The organism is Enterobacter sp. KBR-315C3_2022, from assembly GCF_041399425.1.
Classification (GTDB): Bacteria; Pseudomonadota; Gammaproteobacteria; order Enterobacterales; family Enterobacteriaceae; genus Enterobacter.
Map to the genome: position 1 here is coordinate 128,892 of NZ_JBGKEB010000010.1, position 13,454 is coordinate 142,345.

Genomic DNA, 13,454 nt, shown 5'->3' on the forward strand with positions numbered 1-13,454 from the left:
TTGGCTTACTCCCCCTGCTGCTCCAGCGCATATTTATACAGCGCATTCTTCTTCACGCCGTGGATCTCCGCGGCCAGCGCGGCGGCCTTCTTGAGCGGCAGTTCAGCCTGCAGCAGCGCCAGCGTGCGCAGCGCGTCGGCGGGCAGGGCGTCCTCCTGGGCTTTATGCCCTTCGACAATCAGCACCATCTCGCCCTTGCGGCGGTTTTCGTCTTCTTTCACCCACGCCAGCAGTTCGCCCACCGGCGCGCCGTGGATGGTTTCCCAGGTTTTGGTCAGCTCGCGCGCCAGCACCACGTAGCGGGATTCGCCCCAGACGGTCACCATATCGTCCAGGCTTTCCAGCAGGCGATGGGTGGATTCGTAAAAAATCAGGGTGCGCGGCTCGGCTTCGAGCGCTTTTAGCGCGTCGCGGCGGCCTTTGGATTTGGCGGGCAGGAAGCCTTCATAGCAGAAGCGATCGGACGGCAGGCCCGCGGCGCTGAGCGCGGCGATGGCGGCGCACGGGCCCGGCAGCGGCACCACGCGGATGCCCGCTTCGCGGCAGGTGCGCACCAGATGGTAGCCCGGATCGTTGATCAGCGGCGTTCCGGCATCGGAAACCAGCGCGATGTTCTGCCCCTCTTTCAGCTTGGCCACCAGCGTTTCGGCTTTTTGTTGCTCATTGTGATCGTGCAGGGCAAACAAACGGGCGTTAATCGCAAAGTGTTGAAGAAGCAAACCGGTGTGGCGGGTATCTTCAGCAGCAATTAAATCAACAGCTTGCAGTACGGTGAGCGCACGTTGGGTAATATCAGACAAATTCCCGATAGGAGTAGGTACAATATAAAGCTGGCCTTGAGAATTATCTGCCGATTCGTGTTGTTTCATTGTTTCGTCCGTATTGCCGATTTAATATTGAGCATTGCGAAAAAAAATTCACTGGATACAGTATGGTACCGTTAACGTTTCTTCGAAAAAAAGCCGCGCGCAGCGTGCCTGTTCTGCTGGCAGCCCTGATCTTTGCAGGCTGTGGCACCCAGGCGCCGGACCAGAGCGCTGCCCATATGCAGGGCGCAGCCCAGGCTGACTCCGGCTATTACCTGCAGCAAATGTCGCAGAGTTCAAATGATACCAAGACCAACTGGCAATTACTCGCCATTCGTGCACTGCTGAAAGAGGGCAAGACCGCGCGGGCCGCTGAGCTGTTTAACCAGCTGCCGCAGGATCTGAACGATACGCAGCGCCGCGAGCAAAGCCTGCTCGCAGCCGAGCTTAAGGTCGCGCAGAACGATGTTGACGGGGCGAAAAAGATCCTCGGCAGTATCGATATCGGCGCGCTGGATAAAAACCAGCAGGCCCGCTTCTGGCAAACCGGCATTGCTGCCGAGCAGGGCCGCCCTTCCCTGCAGCTCCTGCGCGCGCTGATCGCGCAAGAACCGCTGCTTTCAGGAAAAGATAAACAGCAAAACGTTGATGCCACCTGGCAGGCGCTCTCCTCCATGACGCAGGAACAGGCGCAGGCGCTGGTGATCAACGCTGATGAAAACGTCCTGCAGGGCTGGCTGGATCTGCAGCAGATGTGGTTTAACAACCGCAGCGATCCGAAAATGCTGAAAGCCGGGATTACCGACTGGCAGACCCGCTATCCGCAAAATCCTGGGGCAAAAATGCTGCCAACGCAGCTGGTGAATGTGCAGAACTTCACGCCGGCCTCCACCAGTAAAATCGCCCTGCTGCTGCCGCTGAACGGCCAGGCGGCGGTGTTTGGTCGCACCATCCAGCAGGGTTTTGAGGCCGCTAAAAACGGCATCACGGCCGTCACGGGCAGCGCGGTGCCGATGCAGGCCGCGCAGGCGGCCAATGTGAACGACGTGGTAAGCCCGTCCGCCGCAGAAACCACTGATTTAACCACCGCTCAGGCTCCGGCGCAGGGAACGATGCAAAACCCGGTCACCGCGCCGACTACGCCACCGGCCACAACTCCAGCGCCTGCCGCTCCGGCTCAGGCTCCGGCAGACGCCCAGGCCGCACCGGCGGCTGACGCCACCGCGGAACAGCCTCAGCCAGCGCCACAGCCCGCTGCGCAGCCGCAGGCACCGGTGACCACCAGCGCCAACCCGGGCGCCGAGCTGAAAATCTATGACACCAGCGCCCAGCCGCTGGATCAGGTTCTTGCTCAGGTTCAGAAAGACGGTGCCAGCATCGTCGTTGGCCCGCTGCTGAAGAACAACGTGGAGGAGCTGATGAAGAGCAATACCACGCTGAACGTGCTGGCGCTCAACCAGCCGGAACAGGTGCAGAACCGCGCCAACATCTGCTACTTCGCCCTCTCTCCGGAAGACGAAGCCCGCGACGCCGCGCGCCATATCCACGAGCAGGGCAAACAGGCTCCGCTGCTGCTGCTGCCGCGCAGCGCGCTGGGCGATCGCGTCGCCAGCGCCTTTGCCGACGAGTGGCAGAAGCTGGGCGGCGGCATCGTGCTGCAGCAAAAATTTGGCTCGGCCAACGAGCTGCGCGCGGGCGTGAACGGCGGCGCGGGTATCGCGCTGAACGGCAGCCCGGTGACCGCCAGCCTGCCGCAGCAGCAGAGCGTGACCATCGGCGGCCTGACCATCCCTGCGCCACCGTCCGACGCGCAGATTAGCGGCGGCGGCAAGGTGGACGCGGCCTACATCGTCGCCACGCCGGAAGAGATCGCCTTTATCAAGCCAATGATTGCCATGCGTAACGGCAGCCAGAGCGGCGCAACGCTCTACGCCAGCTCCCGCAGCGCGCAGGGCACGGCGGGCCCGGACTTCCGTCTGGAGATGGACGGCCTGCAGTACAGCGAAATCCCGATGCTCGCAGGCAGCAACCCGCAGCTGATGCAGCAGGCGCTCGGCGCGGTGCGTAACGATTACTCGCTGGCGCGCCTGTACGCGATGGGCGCGGACGCGTGGGCGCTGGCCAACCACTTTAGCCAGATGCGTCAGGTGCCGGGCTTTGAGCTCAAGGGCAATACCGGCGATCTGACCGCAACCCAGGACTGCGTGATCAACAGGAAGTTATCATGGCTCAAATACCAGCAGGGGCAAATCGTCCCGGCCAGTTAAGCCGTAAAGAGACCGGCGACGCGTGGGAGCTTAAAGCGCGCCGCTGGCTTGAAGGCAAAGGACTGCGCTTTATCGCTGCCAACGTCCGCGGGCGCGGCGGCGAGATTGACCTCATCATGAAGGACGGTCGGGTGACCGTGTTTGTCGAAGTACGCTACCGACAGTCGTCCCGTTTTGGCGGTGCTGCCGCCAGCGTGACGCTCGCCAAACAACATAAATTATTACAGACTGCCCACTTGTGGCTTGCCCGCCATAATGGGAGTTTTGATACTGTGGATTGCCGGTTCGATGTGGTAGCCTTCACCGGAAATGAGATCGACTGGCTTAAAAACGCTTTTGGCGAAGACGCATAAATAAGATTTAAAAGGGATAACGTGCTCGAACGAATTAAAGTGTGCTTCACAGAAAGCATTCAAACGCAGATTGCCGCAGCGGAAGCGCTTCCGGACGCGATCTCGCGCGCGGCCATGACGCTGGTACAGTCGCTGTTGAACGGAAACAAAATCCTCTGTTGTGGCAACGGTACATCGGCCGCCAACGCACAGCATTTTGCTGCCAGCATGATCAATCGTTTTGAAACAGAGCGCCCCAGTTTACCCGCCATTGCACTTAATACCGATAATGTGGTCTTAACAGCGATTGCAAACGATCGTCTCCACGACGAGATTTACGCAAAGCAGGTGCGCGCCCTAGGCCACGCCGGAGACGTGCTGCTGGCGATTTCCACCCGCGGCAACAGCCGCGACATTGTGAAAGCCGTAGAAGCCGCCGTGACCCGCGATATGACCATCGTGGCCTTAACCGGCTATGACGGCGGCGAGCTGGCGGGTCTTTTGGGACCGCAGGACGTGGAAATCCGCATTCCGTCTCACCGCAGCGCGCGCATTCAGGAGATGCATATGCTGACGGTGAACTGCTTATGCGATTTGATCGATAACACGCTTTTCCCTCACCAGGATGATTAAGGAGTTCTCATGAAGGCTTTATCGACCCTTGCAGTTCTTACGTCTGCACTGTTGCTTCAGGGATGTATCGCTGCGGCCGTTGTGGGCACTGCTGCCGTGGGCACCAAGGCCGCGACCGATCCGCGTACCGTGGGTACCCAGGTGGACGACGGCACGCTGGAGCTGCGCGTTAACAGCGCGCTGTCGAAAGACGAACAGATTAAGAAAGAAGCGCGCATCAACGTGACGGCTTATCAGGGCAAAGTGCTGCTGGCAGGCCAGGCGCCGAACATGGATCTTGCCAGCCGCGCCAAGCAGATTGCCATGGGCGTAGAAGGCACCACCGAGGTCTTTAACGAAGTGCGTCAGGGCCAGCCGATTGGCCTGGGCACCGCGTCGTCCGATACCTGGATCACCACCAAAGTTCGTTCCCAGCTGCTGGGCTCTGACCAGGTGAAATCTTCTAACGTGAAGGTGACCACCGAAAACGGCGAGGTGTTCCTGCTGGGCCTGGTGACCGAACGCGAAGGGAAAGCGGCGGCGGATATCGCCAGCCGGGTGAGCGGCGTGAAGCACGTCACCACCGCGTTTACCTACATCAAGTAACCTGAACCTGACAACAGGCCCGGTGCGCGCTAGCGCCACCGGGCTTTTTTTTACAGCAGCGCAATACTCCCCACCATCACCCCGCTTAACGCCACCAGCCCCGCCGTCAGCCACAGCGCTTTTGCCGGGAATGACTTACGCAGCATAATCAGCGACGGCAGGCTTACCGCAGGCAGCGTGATTAACAGCGCCAGCGCAGGCGCGGTGCCCATCCCGGCCAGCATCATGGTCTGGACAATCGGGATTTCCGCGGCGGTCGGGATCACAAACAGGCAGCCTGCAATCGCCATCGCCACCACCCACAGCAGCGTGTTGTCGATAGCGCCGTCCGCGTGCGGGAACAGCCAGACGCGCGCGGCCCCAAGCACCAGCACCGCCAGGATATAAACCGGGATCGTGCTCCAGAAAAGCTGCCACAGCGCTTTACCCCAGCGCGCGAAGAAGCCGCCCTGCGGTTCGCTGATGTCCAGCTCAACGGTTGCGGGCTCCGTCGGGCTCTCCTTCACCAGCTTTTGCACCAGCGAGGCGACGATAAGCACCGTCAGCAGCCCTGCCGCCAGGCGAATAAACGCAAAATACCAGCCCAGCACAAAGCCCATAAACACCAGCGTCGCCGGGTTGAGCAGCGGATTGCCCATCCAGAACGCCAGCGCCCCGCCCATCGAGACGCGCTGGCGACGCATGCCCGCGGTGACGGGCGCGGCGCAGCAGGAGCACATCATGCCCGGAAGCGAGAAAATCGTGCCCAAAAGCGTGCCCTGAAAGCGCGGCTGCCCAAGGGTTTTAATCAGCCAGGTGCGCGGGATCAGCACCTGGATCAGCGATCCTAAAATCACGCCGAGCACGGCCGCCTTCCAGACGGCAAGGAAGTAGACCACGGCGTAATCCCACGCCGCCTGCAGCGGGCTGGAATCAGCCTGAGCGAGAATGGATTTACCGATGCTGTGGGTGTCGGCAGCGGTGAAAGCTTTGCCGTAATACGGCTGCCATTTCACGTACCAGAGGCCAATAATGACCACAAGAAAGAAGAGCGCGGGCTTCCACCATTGAACAGGTGTTGCCGCCTGAGATGAAGACTGACCAGTCATAGCATTCCCCGGGGAGTGTTGTTTAATTAGCCGGGGGAGTTTACGCCTCGCCCTGCGCGATTTCACGCAGTTTTGCCGACGGGATAATATTCACCCCTTCCTGCGACGGCGAAAGCGCCTCTTTCAGCATCGCGCGCGCCACGTCCCGCGCCTCGATGGACTTCCAGTTGCCGGGGAAAATGCGAAACAGCGGGGCAAAAACCGACTCGTTAAAGCGCCGCTCGTCGCGGTGCCCGAGCAGCATCGACGGGCGCACGATCGTCAGACGCTCCCACTTCTGGGCGATCAGCGCCTCTTCCATCTTGCCTTTCACCTTGTTGTAGAAAAACGGCGAGCCGGCGTTGGCTCCCATGGAGCTGACCACGAGGAAATGCTTCGCGCCCAGCCTTTTCGCCGTCAGCGCCGTATCCACCACCAGCGTGTAGTCCGCATGGACAAAGGCCTCTTTGCTGCCCGCCTCGCGCCGGGTGGTGCCGAGGCAGCAAAACGCGATATCAATCGGATCCTGCACCTGCGCAAGCGCATCGGTCAGCTGGGGATCGTGCGGATTAAAGACGCCGGACACGTCGGCCAGCGGGCGGCGCGTGGGGGCCGCAATGTAGTTCACCCGACGCTCCTGAATCAGCAGCCGCAGCAGGTGATCGCCCACCAGCCCGGTGGCGCCCGTCATTAATACCTGGCTCATGTTACCTCCTTTACAGAATTGTCCGTTTGCGATCTCGTCGTGCTCGACCACACTTAAAAGTCTGTTACCGGTAAGTATTTACCACAAACGGGAAAAAAACAGTCTGAAGCGAAAACAACGGAGGAAGCATGGGTAAAAAAATCGCAGTCTTGATTACCGACGAGTTTGAAGATTCAGAATTTACGTCGCCAGCCGAGGCGTTCCGCAAGGCGGGACATGAGGTCATCACCATTGAGAAAGAGGCGGGCAAAACGGTGACGGGCCATAAGGGCGAAGCAAAAGTCACCATTGACGAAACCATCGACAGCGTGAGCCCGTCCGACTTTGACGCCCTGCTGCTGCCCGGTGGCCATTCGCCGGATTCGCTGCGCGGGGACGATCGTTTCGTCACGTTTACCCGGGACTTTGTCGCCACCGGCAAACCGGTATTTGCCATCTGCCACGGCCCGCAGCTGCTGATCAGCGCCGACGTGGTGCGCGGGCGCAAGCTCACCGCCGTGAAGCCGATCGTTATCGATCTGAAAAACGCGGGGGCGGAGTTTTACGATCAGGAGGTGGTCAATGATAAAGACCAGCTGATCACCAGCCGTACCCCGGACGATCTGCCGGCGTTTAACCGCGAAGCGCTACGCCTGCTCGGCGCGTAGCCAGTGCAGCTTCTTGCCAAAGCCCAGGGTGTTGTCGGTAAATTTGATCTCATCGAGGCGAATTTCCCACACCGGGGCTTTTAGCGCAGCGGCAACGGGGAAGCGGCGCGTGTAGCGTTTACGCGACGCGTCGCTCTCTTCTTCACCCAGGCGGCGGATCTCACCTTTAAACTGCACCCCGCGGATCAGCGCCACCGTTTTCGGCTGGCCGTTGACCGTGCCCGCCACGTTCGCCCGGCTGCCGGTCATCTGCGCGTGCCGCGTTTTGTCTTCACTTAGCACGTAAAAGGCCACGCGTTCGGGATCGTAATAGTAGAAGGCGTTCGCGCACCACATCTCACCGTCGTCGTACACGCACCAGGTCACAACGTGCTGCTTTGCCAGCCAGCGGCTAATGGCGTCCAGTGTTTCCATTTTTGCTCCCTCTCATGCTATGGTGCGCTCACCTTAACATACTGAATATGCCTACCGTGTGCTGGTTTCTCTATCTCGTCCGTACCGCGGATAACTCACTGTATACCGGAATTACGACCGACGTCGCGCGGCGCTTCCTCCAGCATCAGACTGGGAAAGGGGCAAAGGCGCTGCGGGGGAAAGGTGAGCTACAGCTGGCGTTTTCAGCGCCCGCAGGAGATAAATCGCTGGCGCTCAGGCTGGAATACCGCATCAAGCAGCTGACGAAGCGCCAGAAAGAGCGCCTCGTCACCGGGGACGGCACCTTTGAGGCGCTGCGCGAGAGCCTGACTAAAAGCGATTGAAGTGGTCGTGATACTCCACCAGGCCGTTTACGCCGTTCAGCGCATCGTCGGCAAGGCGGTGGACCTGGAACGCGGATTCCGTTCCCGGCCAGCGGCAGCGCAGATCGTACGGAGCCGCAGCCTCAAAGCCTAAGCGGCCATAGAACGCCGGATCGCCCAGCGCGACAACGGCCGCATAGCCAAACTCGTTGAGCGAATCCAGCCCTTCATAAACCAGCTGGCGCGCAAGCCCCTGACCGCGGTAGTTTTCATCGACCGCCAGCGGGGCCATTCCGACCCACTGAAGATCTTCGCCCTGCACGAGCACCGGGCTAAAGGCAACGTAGCCAACCACCTGACCTTCGTCATCGGTGGCAACCAGCCCCAGCGTGATCAGGCCATCTTCACGGAGATCGTGGACCAGTTGAGCTTCGGCATCGCTCGCAAACGCGCGGCGCAACAGTGCATCGATACCCGGTGCATCAATCCCAATTTCGACTCGAATCAGCATGGCTCACCTACTGAAGTGTGTTTACCGTCCGGCGGGGTTTTCAGCCCGGCCTCAACGAAATCTGCCATTTGCATCAACATCATGCGCAGCGCTTTCGGCATCTGCTCCAGCTCAATGGCATCCATTAAATTCTTAACGTACAGGCCAAGCTCCGTATCGCCTTCAATGACCAGACGGCGCTGGAAGAAAAGCGTATCCGGGTCCTGCTTGCGCGCGGCAATCATCAGCAGGTCGCTGGCGTTGGCGCTAAAGCTCACGTCCGCCTCGGCGGATTCGCGAACGATCAGCTGGTCATTCTCTACGGAGGTAAACCAGCGCAGCCCGATATCACGTACGTGAATACTCAGCCAGCGCCCTTCCAGAAACTCCAGCTCACCGTCCTGCAAAGCCTGACGGAACTGCCAGCTCAGCACCTGCTCCAGCACCTGACGTTTTAGCGCAAACGGCGCCAGCCTGACCGGCACGCTCAGCATTGATGGGCCAAATTGTACGAGACGCGAACGCAGTTTATCCAGCACGAGCTTTACTCCCTGATATCTATAGTCCTGATAGTTTGCCATATCCCTTGAGGAACATAGCGGCATAAATCAACAAACCGACGTCCGGCTTACTCCATTATTGGTGTCATCAATACGCCATTAGCTGCCTTAAATCAAAAATTGTCGCGTATGGGTTAATTAAAATCCCAGCTCGTTAACAATTTTGCGATCGCTTCGATCGTCAACAGCAGGATACATTATGGAGCTGCTCTGCCCAGCCGGAAACCTTCCGGCGCTTAAGGCGGCCATCGAAAATGGGGCCGACGCGGTCTATATCGGGCTAAAGGATGACACCAACGCCCGCCATTTCGCTGGCCTAAACTTTACGGAGAAAAAGCTTCAGGAAGCCGTTAACTTCGTCCACCAGCATCGCCGCAAGCTGCATATTGCCATCAATACCTTTGCCCATCCTGACGGCTACGCCCGCTGGCAGCGCGCGGTGGATATGGCTGCACAGCTGGGTGCGGATGCGCTGATCCTGGCCGACCTCGCCATGCTTGAGTATGCGGCAGAACGCTATCCGCATATTGAGCGCCACGTCTCCGTTCAGGCTTCCGCCACGAACGAAGAGGCCGTGCGTTTTTATCATCGCCATTTTGACGTGGCCCGCGTGGTGCTCCCGCGCGTGCTCTCCATTCATCAGGTGAAGCAGCTCGCGCGCGTCACGCCCGTTCCGCTGGAAGTCTTCGCCTTTGGCAGCCTGTGCATCATGGCCGAAGGCCGGTGCTATCTCTCCTCGTATTTAACCGGCGAATCGCCTAACACCGTTGGGGCGTGCTCGCCTGCCCGCTTTGTTCGCTGGCAGCAAACGCCGCAGGGGCTGGAGTCGCGCCTGAACGACGTGCTGATCGACCGCTATCAGGACGGCGAAAACGCGGGCTACCCAACCCTGTGCAAAGGCCGCTACCTGGTGGACGGCGAGCGTTACCACGCGCTGGAAGAGCCGACCAGCCTGAACACGCTGGAGCTTTTGCCGGAGCTGCTGGCCGCCAACATCGCGTCGGTGAAAATTGAAGGACGCCAGCGCAGCCCGGCCTACGTGAGCCAGGTGGCGAAAGTGTGGCGTCAGGCGATCGACCGCTGCATGGCCGACCCGCAGAACTACGCCGCGCAGCCCGCGTGGATGGAGACGCTGGGGGCGATGTCTGAAGGCACCCAAACCACGCTTGGCGCGTATCACCGTAAATGGCAGTGAGATAACCATGAAATATTCATTAGGGCCGGTGCTGTACTACTGGCCAAAAGAGACGCTGGAAGACTTTTACCAGCAGGCGGCCAACAGCAGCGCCGACGTGATTTATCTCGGCGAGGCCGTGTGCAGCAAGCGCCGCGCCACCAAAGTGGGCGACTGGCTGGATATGGCGAAAAGCCTGGCGGGAAGCGGCAAGCAGGTGGTGCTCTCGACGCTCGCGCTGGTTCAGGCCTCTTCCGAGCTTGGCGAGCTGAAGCGCTACGTTGAGAACGGCGAGTTCCTGCTGGAAGCGAGCGATCTCGGCGTGGTGAACCTGTGCGCCGAACGCAGGCTGCCGTTCGTCGCGGGGCACGCGCTGAACTGCTACAACGCGGTTACGCTGCGCCTGCTGCTGAAGCAGGGGATGACGCGCTGGTGTATGCCGGTCGAACTCTCCCGCGACTGGCTGGTTAACCTGCTGGACCAGTGCGATACGCTGGGCATCCGCGATCGGTTTGAGGTAGAAGTGCTGAGCTACGGCCATCTTCCGCTGGCCTACTCTGCCCGCTGCTTTACCGCGCGTTCCGAAGATCGCCCGAAAGACGAGTGCGAGACCTGCTGCATCAAGTATCCGAACGGGCGCAGCATGGTGTCGCAGGAGAATCAGCAGGTGTTTGTGCTGAACGGCATTCAGACCATGAGCGGCTATGTCTACAACCTGGGCAACGAGCTGGCGTCGATGGACGGTCTGGTAGACGTGGTGCGCTTATCCCCGCTGGATACCGGCGTGTTTGCGATGCTTGACGCCTTCCGCGCCAACGAAAAGGGGGCGTCGCCGCTGCCGTTAACCGCCAACAGCGACTGTAACGGCTACTGGAAACGCCTGGCGGGGCTCGAACTGCAGGCGTAAAAAAAGCTCACTTTGTTAACAACGGTTATCATTTTTTAATGCAGTATTAAAGATTCACCGTCGACAAAGTGAGCTGTTATGACTGACAAAACCATTCCGTTCTCGGTGCTGGATCTGGCGCCGATCCCACAAGGCTCCTCTGCGCGAGACGCCTTTTCGCACTCTCTCGATCTGGCTCAGCTGGCCGAGAAGCGCGGCTATCATCGCTACTGGCTGGCGGAGCATCACAACATGGTGGGCATCGCCAGCGCCGCGACCTCGGTGCTGATTGGCTATCTGGCCGCAAATACCACCACGCTTCACCTCGGTTCCGGCGGCGTGATGCTGCCGAACCACGCCCCGCTGGTGATTGCCGAACAGTTTGGCACCCTGAACACGCTATATCCGGGTCGTATCGATCTCGGGCTTGGCCGCGCGCCGGGCAGCGATCAGCCGACCATGCGCGCGCTGCGTCGCCACATGAGCGGCGATATCGATAACTTCCCGCGCGACGTGGCGGAGCTGGTGGACTGGTTCGACGCGCGCGATCCTAACCCGCACGTACGCCCGGTGCCGGGCTACGGTGAGAAGATCCCGGTGTGGCTGCTGGGTTCAAGCCTGTACAGCGCGCAGCTTGCCGCCCAGCTGGGGCTGCCGTTTGCGTTTGCCTCGCACTTCGCGCCGGATATGCTGCACCAGGCGCTGCATCTGTACCGCACTAACTTCAAGCCGTCCGAGCGGCTGAAGAAACCGTACGCGATGGTGTGTATCAACATCATTGCCGCCGACAGCAACCGCGACGCGGAGTTCCTGTTCTCCTCGATGCAGCAGGCGTTTATGAAGCTGCGCCGCGGCGAGACGGGCCAGCTGCCGCCGCCGGTGGAAAATATGCATCAGCTGTGGTCTGCGTCCGAGCAGTACGGCGTGCAGCAGGCGCTGAGCATGTCGCTGGTCGGCGATAAGGCGAAAGTGCGTCACGGGCTGGAAGCGGTGCTGCGCGAGACGCAGGCGGACGAAATTATGGTTAACGGCCAGATTTTCGATCATCAGGCGCGCCTGCACTCGTTCGATCTGGCGATGCAGGTGAAAGAGGAGCTGGTGGGGTAGCCGTTATTTTGCCCGGTGGCGCTGCGCTTACCGGGCCTACAAGACCGAGTAGGCCGGATAAGGCGCAGCCGCCGTCCGGCTTTTTGTTTACTGATACACAGGCAGCAGATTGAAGCTCGACAGCACGTGTACCAGCGCGTTGCCGATGCCAAACACCAGGATCAGCGCAATCATCGGCTTGCCGCCCCAGACGCGAAACGTCGGGCTGCCGAAGCGCTTACGCGACTTACGCGCCAGCAGCGCCGGCACCACGGCAGCCCAGACGGTAGCCGCCAGCCCTGCATAACCGATGGCGTACAGGAAGCCGTTCGGCCATAGCAGGCCGCCCACAATCGGCGGCAGGAAGGTCAGCAGCGCGGTCTTGAAGCGGCCCAGCGCGGAATCATCAAAGCCAAACAGATCCGCCAGGTAGTCGAACAGGCCCAGCGTCACGCCGAGGAAAGAGCTCGCCACCGCAAAGTTGGAGAAGATAACCAGCAGCAGATCCAGGCTGCGGCTGTTCAGCACGCCGCTCAGCGCCTGCACCAGCACGTCAATGTTGCCGCCTTTCTGCGCAATGTCGATGAACGCCGGGCGCGGAATGTTGCCCATCGTCCCCAGCAGCCAAATCACGTACAGCCCCAGCGCCAGCAGCGTGCCGTAGACCAGACATTTAACAATCGTGCGCGGATCTTTGCCGTAGTACTTCATCAGGCTCGGCACGTTGCCGTGGTAGCCGAACGACGCCAGGCAGAATGGCAGGGTCATCAGCAGGTACGGCGTGTAAGAGGCGTTAGCTTCCGCCACGTTGAACAGCGTGGTCGGCGTGACGTGCCCCAGCAGGCTGCCGAAGGTCAGGAAGAAGGTAATCACCTTCGCGCCCAGCACTATCGCCGTCATGCGGCTGACCGCTTTGGTGCTCATCCACACGATAAACGCCACGCCCAGCGCGAAGCACAGCCCGGCCAGGCGCGCCGGGACGTTCAGCGACATTTCCGAGAAGGTGTGGTGCAGAATCGAGCCGCTCGCGGAAATGTACGCGTAGGTCAGGATATAGAGCACAAAGGCGATGGACACGCCGTTGACCAGGTTCCAGCCTTTGCCGAGCAGGTCTTTGGTGATGGTGTCGAAGCTGGAACCGATGCGGTAGTTCAGGTTGGCTTCGAGGATCATCAGCCCGGAATGCAGCATGCAGAACCAGGTGAAGACCAGCGCCGCCAGCGACCAGAAGAACCACGCGCCGGACATGACCACGGGCAGGGAGAACATCCCAGCACCAATGATGGTTCCGCCGATGATCACCACGCCGCCAAGCAGCGAAGGTGACGTTTGGGTGGTGGTTAGTGTCGCCATACAGCCTTTTCTCCAGTCAATAATGCGGTGACGCATGTTAATGTGCAGCACTGTACCAGTACAAGAGTACAAAAGGAATAAAAAAAGCCCCGATAGCGTTTATCGGGGCTGTATATTTTACTTTA

General features: G+C 60.1%; 16 protein-coding genes. 9 read left to right on the forward strand and 7 right to left on the reverse strand.

Annotated elements, in window-relative coordinates:
* Positions 1 to 5: 5 nt before the first annotated feature.
* Positions 6 to 869: a 16S rRNA (cytidine(1402)-2'-O)-methyltransferase gene (gene rsmI, locus AB8804_RS12855; RefSeq protein WP_371186678.1), complete on the reverse strand. Its 864-nt coding sequence runs from the start codon at positions 867 to 869 to the stop codon at positions 6 to 8.
* A 62-nt stretch (positions 870 to 931) separates the two neighbouring features.
* On the opposite strand from rsmI, the gene AB8804_RS12860 reads away from it, so the two are divergent.
* From AB8804_RS12860 to dolP, 4 genes are read left to right on the forward strand one after another with little or no spacing between them, the layout of a single operon-like run.
* Positions 932 to 3,073, forward strand: a complete 2,142-nt coding sequence (locus AB8804_RS12860; RefSeq protein ID WP_371186681.1) for a penicillin-binding protein activator — start codon at positions 932 to 934, stop codon at positions 3,071 to 3,073.
* Entirely contained in the window at positions 3,031 to 3,426 is a 396-nt protein-coding gene (locus AB8804_RS12865) for a YraN family protein (protein WP_112010869.1), read from the forward strand. The genes AB8804_RS12860 and AB8804_RS12865 overlap by 43 nt, the downstream gene beginning before the upstream one ends.
* Positions 3,427 to 3,447: 21 nt before the next feature.
* The gene (gene diaA, locus AB8804_RS12870; protein WP_003861754.1) at positions 3,448 to 4,038 is read left to right on the forward strand and encodes a DnaA initiator-associating protein DiaA; all 591 of its coding nucleotides are present in this window, start codon (positions 3,448 to 3,450) and stop codon (positions 4,036 to 4,038) included.
* A gap of 9 nt (positions 4,039 to 4,047) precedes the next feature.
* Positions 4,048 to 4,623: a division/outer membrane stress-associated lipid-binding lipoprotein gene (gene dolP / locus AB8804_RS12875; RefSeq protein ID WP_371186687.1), complete on the forward strand. Its 576-nt coding sequence runs from the start codon at positions 4,048 to 4,050 to the stop codon at positions 4,621 to 4,623.
* Positions 4,624 to 4,673: 50 nt separating this feature from the next.
* On the opposite strand, the gene AB8804_RS12880 is transcribed toward dolP, so the two are convergent.
* Together AB8804_RS12880 and AB8804_RS12885 are read right to left on the reverse strand one after the other, a co-directional pair.
* Positions 4,674 to 5,711 (reverse strand): permease, encoded by a 1,038-nt coding sequence (locus AB8804_RS12880; protein WP_371186690.1) that lies wholly within the window; start codon positions 5,709 to 5,711, stop codon positions 4,674 to 4,676.
* Positions 5,712 to 5,751: 40 nt separating this feature from the next.
* Positions 5,752 to 6,396, reverse strand: a complete 645-nt coding sequence (locus tag AB8804_RS12885) for an NAD(P)H-binding protein (RefSeq protein ID WP_371186692.1) — start codon at positions 6,394 to 6,396, stop codon at positions 5,752 to 5,754.
* 128 nt (positions 6,397 to 6,524) lie between these two features.
* Between AB8804_RS12885 and AB8804_RS12890 the strand changes: the two genes are divergently transcribed.
* A complete protein-coding gene (locus AB8804_RS12890; RefSeq protein ID WP_112010872.1) occupies positions 6,525 to 7,043 on the forward strand; it encodes a type 1 glutamine amidotransferase domain-containing protein in 519 nt (172 codons plus the stop codon).
* Here the strand turns inward: AB8804_RS12890 and AB8804_RS12895 are convergent.
* Complete coding sequence (locus tag AB8804_RS12895) at positions 7,023 to 7,457, reverse strand: YhbP family protein (protein ID WP_371186694.1); 435 nt, start codon at positions 7,455 to 7,457, stop codon at positions 7,023 to 7,025. The two genes, AB8804_RS12890 and AB8804_RS12895, sit on opposite strands and share 21 nt — an antisense overlap.
* 14 nt (positions 7,458 to 7,471) lie before the next feature.
* Between AB8804_RS12895 and AB8804_RS12900 the strand changes: the two genes are divergently transcribed.
* Positions 7,472 to 7,801, forward strand: a complete 330-nt coding sequence (locus AB8804_RS12900) for a GIY-YIG nuclease family protein (RefSeq protein ID WP_371186696.1) — start codon at positions 7,472 to 7,474, stop codon at positions 7,799 to 7,801.
* On the opposite strand, the gene AB8804_RS12905 is transcribed toward AB8804_RS12900, so the two are convergent.
* On the reverse strand, positions 7,788 to 8,291 hold the full coding sequence (locus tag AB8804_RS12905; protein WP_371186698.1) for a GNAT family N-acetyltransferase: 504 nt from the start codon (positions 8,289 to 8,291) through the stop codon (positions 7,788 to 7,790). The genes AB8804_RS12900 and AB8804_RS12905 overlap by 14 nt on opposite strands.
* Complete coding sequence (locus AB8804_RS12910; RefSeq protein WP_371186700.1) at positions 8,285 to 8,809, reverse strand: SCP2 domain-containing protein; 525 nt, start codon at positions 8,807 to 8,809, stop codon at positions 8,285 to 8,287. Before AB8804_RS12910 ends, AB8804_RS12905 begins: the two co-directional genes overlap by 7 nt.
* A 220-nt stretch (positions 8,810 to 9,029) precedes the next feature.
* Between AB8804_RS12910 and AB8804_RS12915 the strand changes: the two genes are divergently transcribed.
* The 3 genes from AB8804_RS12915 (at position 9,030) to AB8804_RS12925 (ending at position 11,997) form a co-directional block, all read left to right on the forward strand.
* Positions 9,030 to 10,025, forward strand: a complete 996-nt coding sequence (locus AB8804_RS12915) for a peptidase U32 family protein (protein WP_371186702.1) — start codon at positions 9,030 to 9,032, stop codon at positions 10,023 to 10,025.
* Positions 10,026 to 10,032: 7 nt separating this feature from the next.
* Positions 10,033 to 10,911 (forward strand): U32 family peptidase, encoded by an 879-nt coding sequence (locus AB8804_RS12920; protein WP_371186704.1) that lies wholly within the window; start codon positions 10,033 to 10,035, stop codon positions 10,909 to 10,911.
* A gap of 78 nt (positions 10,912 to 10,989) precedes the next feature.
* Positions 10,990 to 11,997, forward strand: a complete 1,008-nt coding sequence (locus AB8804_RS12925) for a luciferase-like monooxygenase (RefSeq protein ID WP_371186706.1) — start codon at positions 10,990 to 10,992, stop codon at positions 11,995 to 11,997.
* Between the two features lie 87 nt (positions 11,998 to 12,084).
* On the opposite strand, the gene mtr is transcribed toward AB8804_RS12925, so the two are convergent.
* On the reverse strand, positions 12,085 to 13,329 hold the full coding sequence (gene mtr, locus AB8804_RS12930) for a tryptophan permease (RefSeq protein WP_371186708.1): 1,245 nt from the start codon (positions 13,327 to 13,329) through the stop codon (positions 12,085 to 12,087).
* Positions 13,330 to 13,454: the final 125 nt, after the last annotated feature.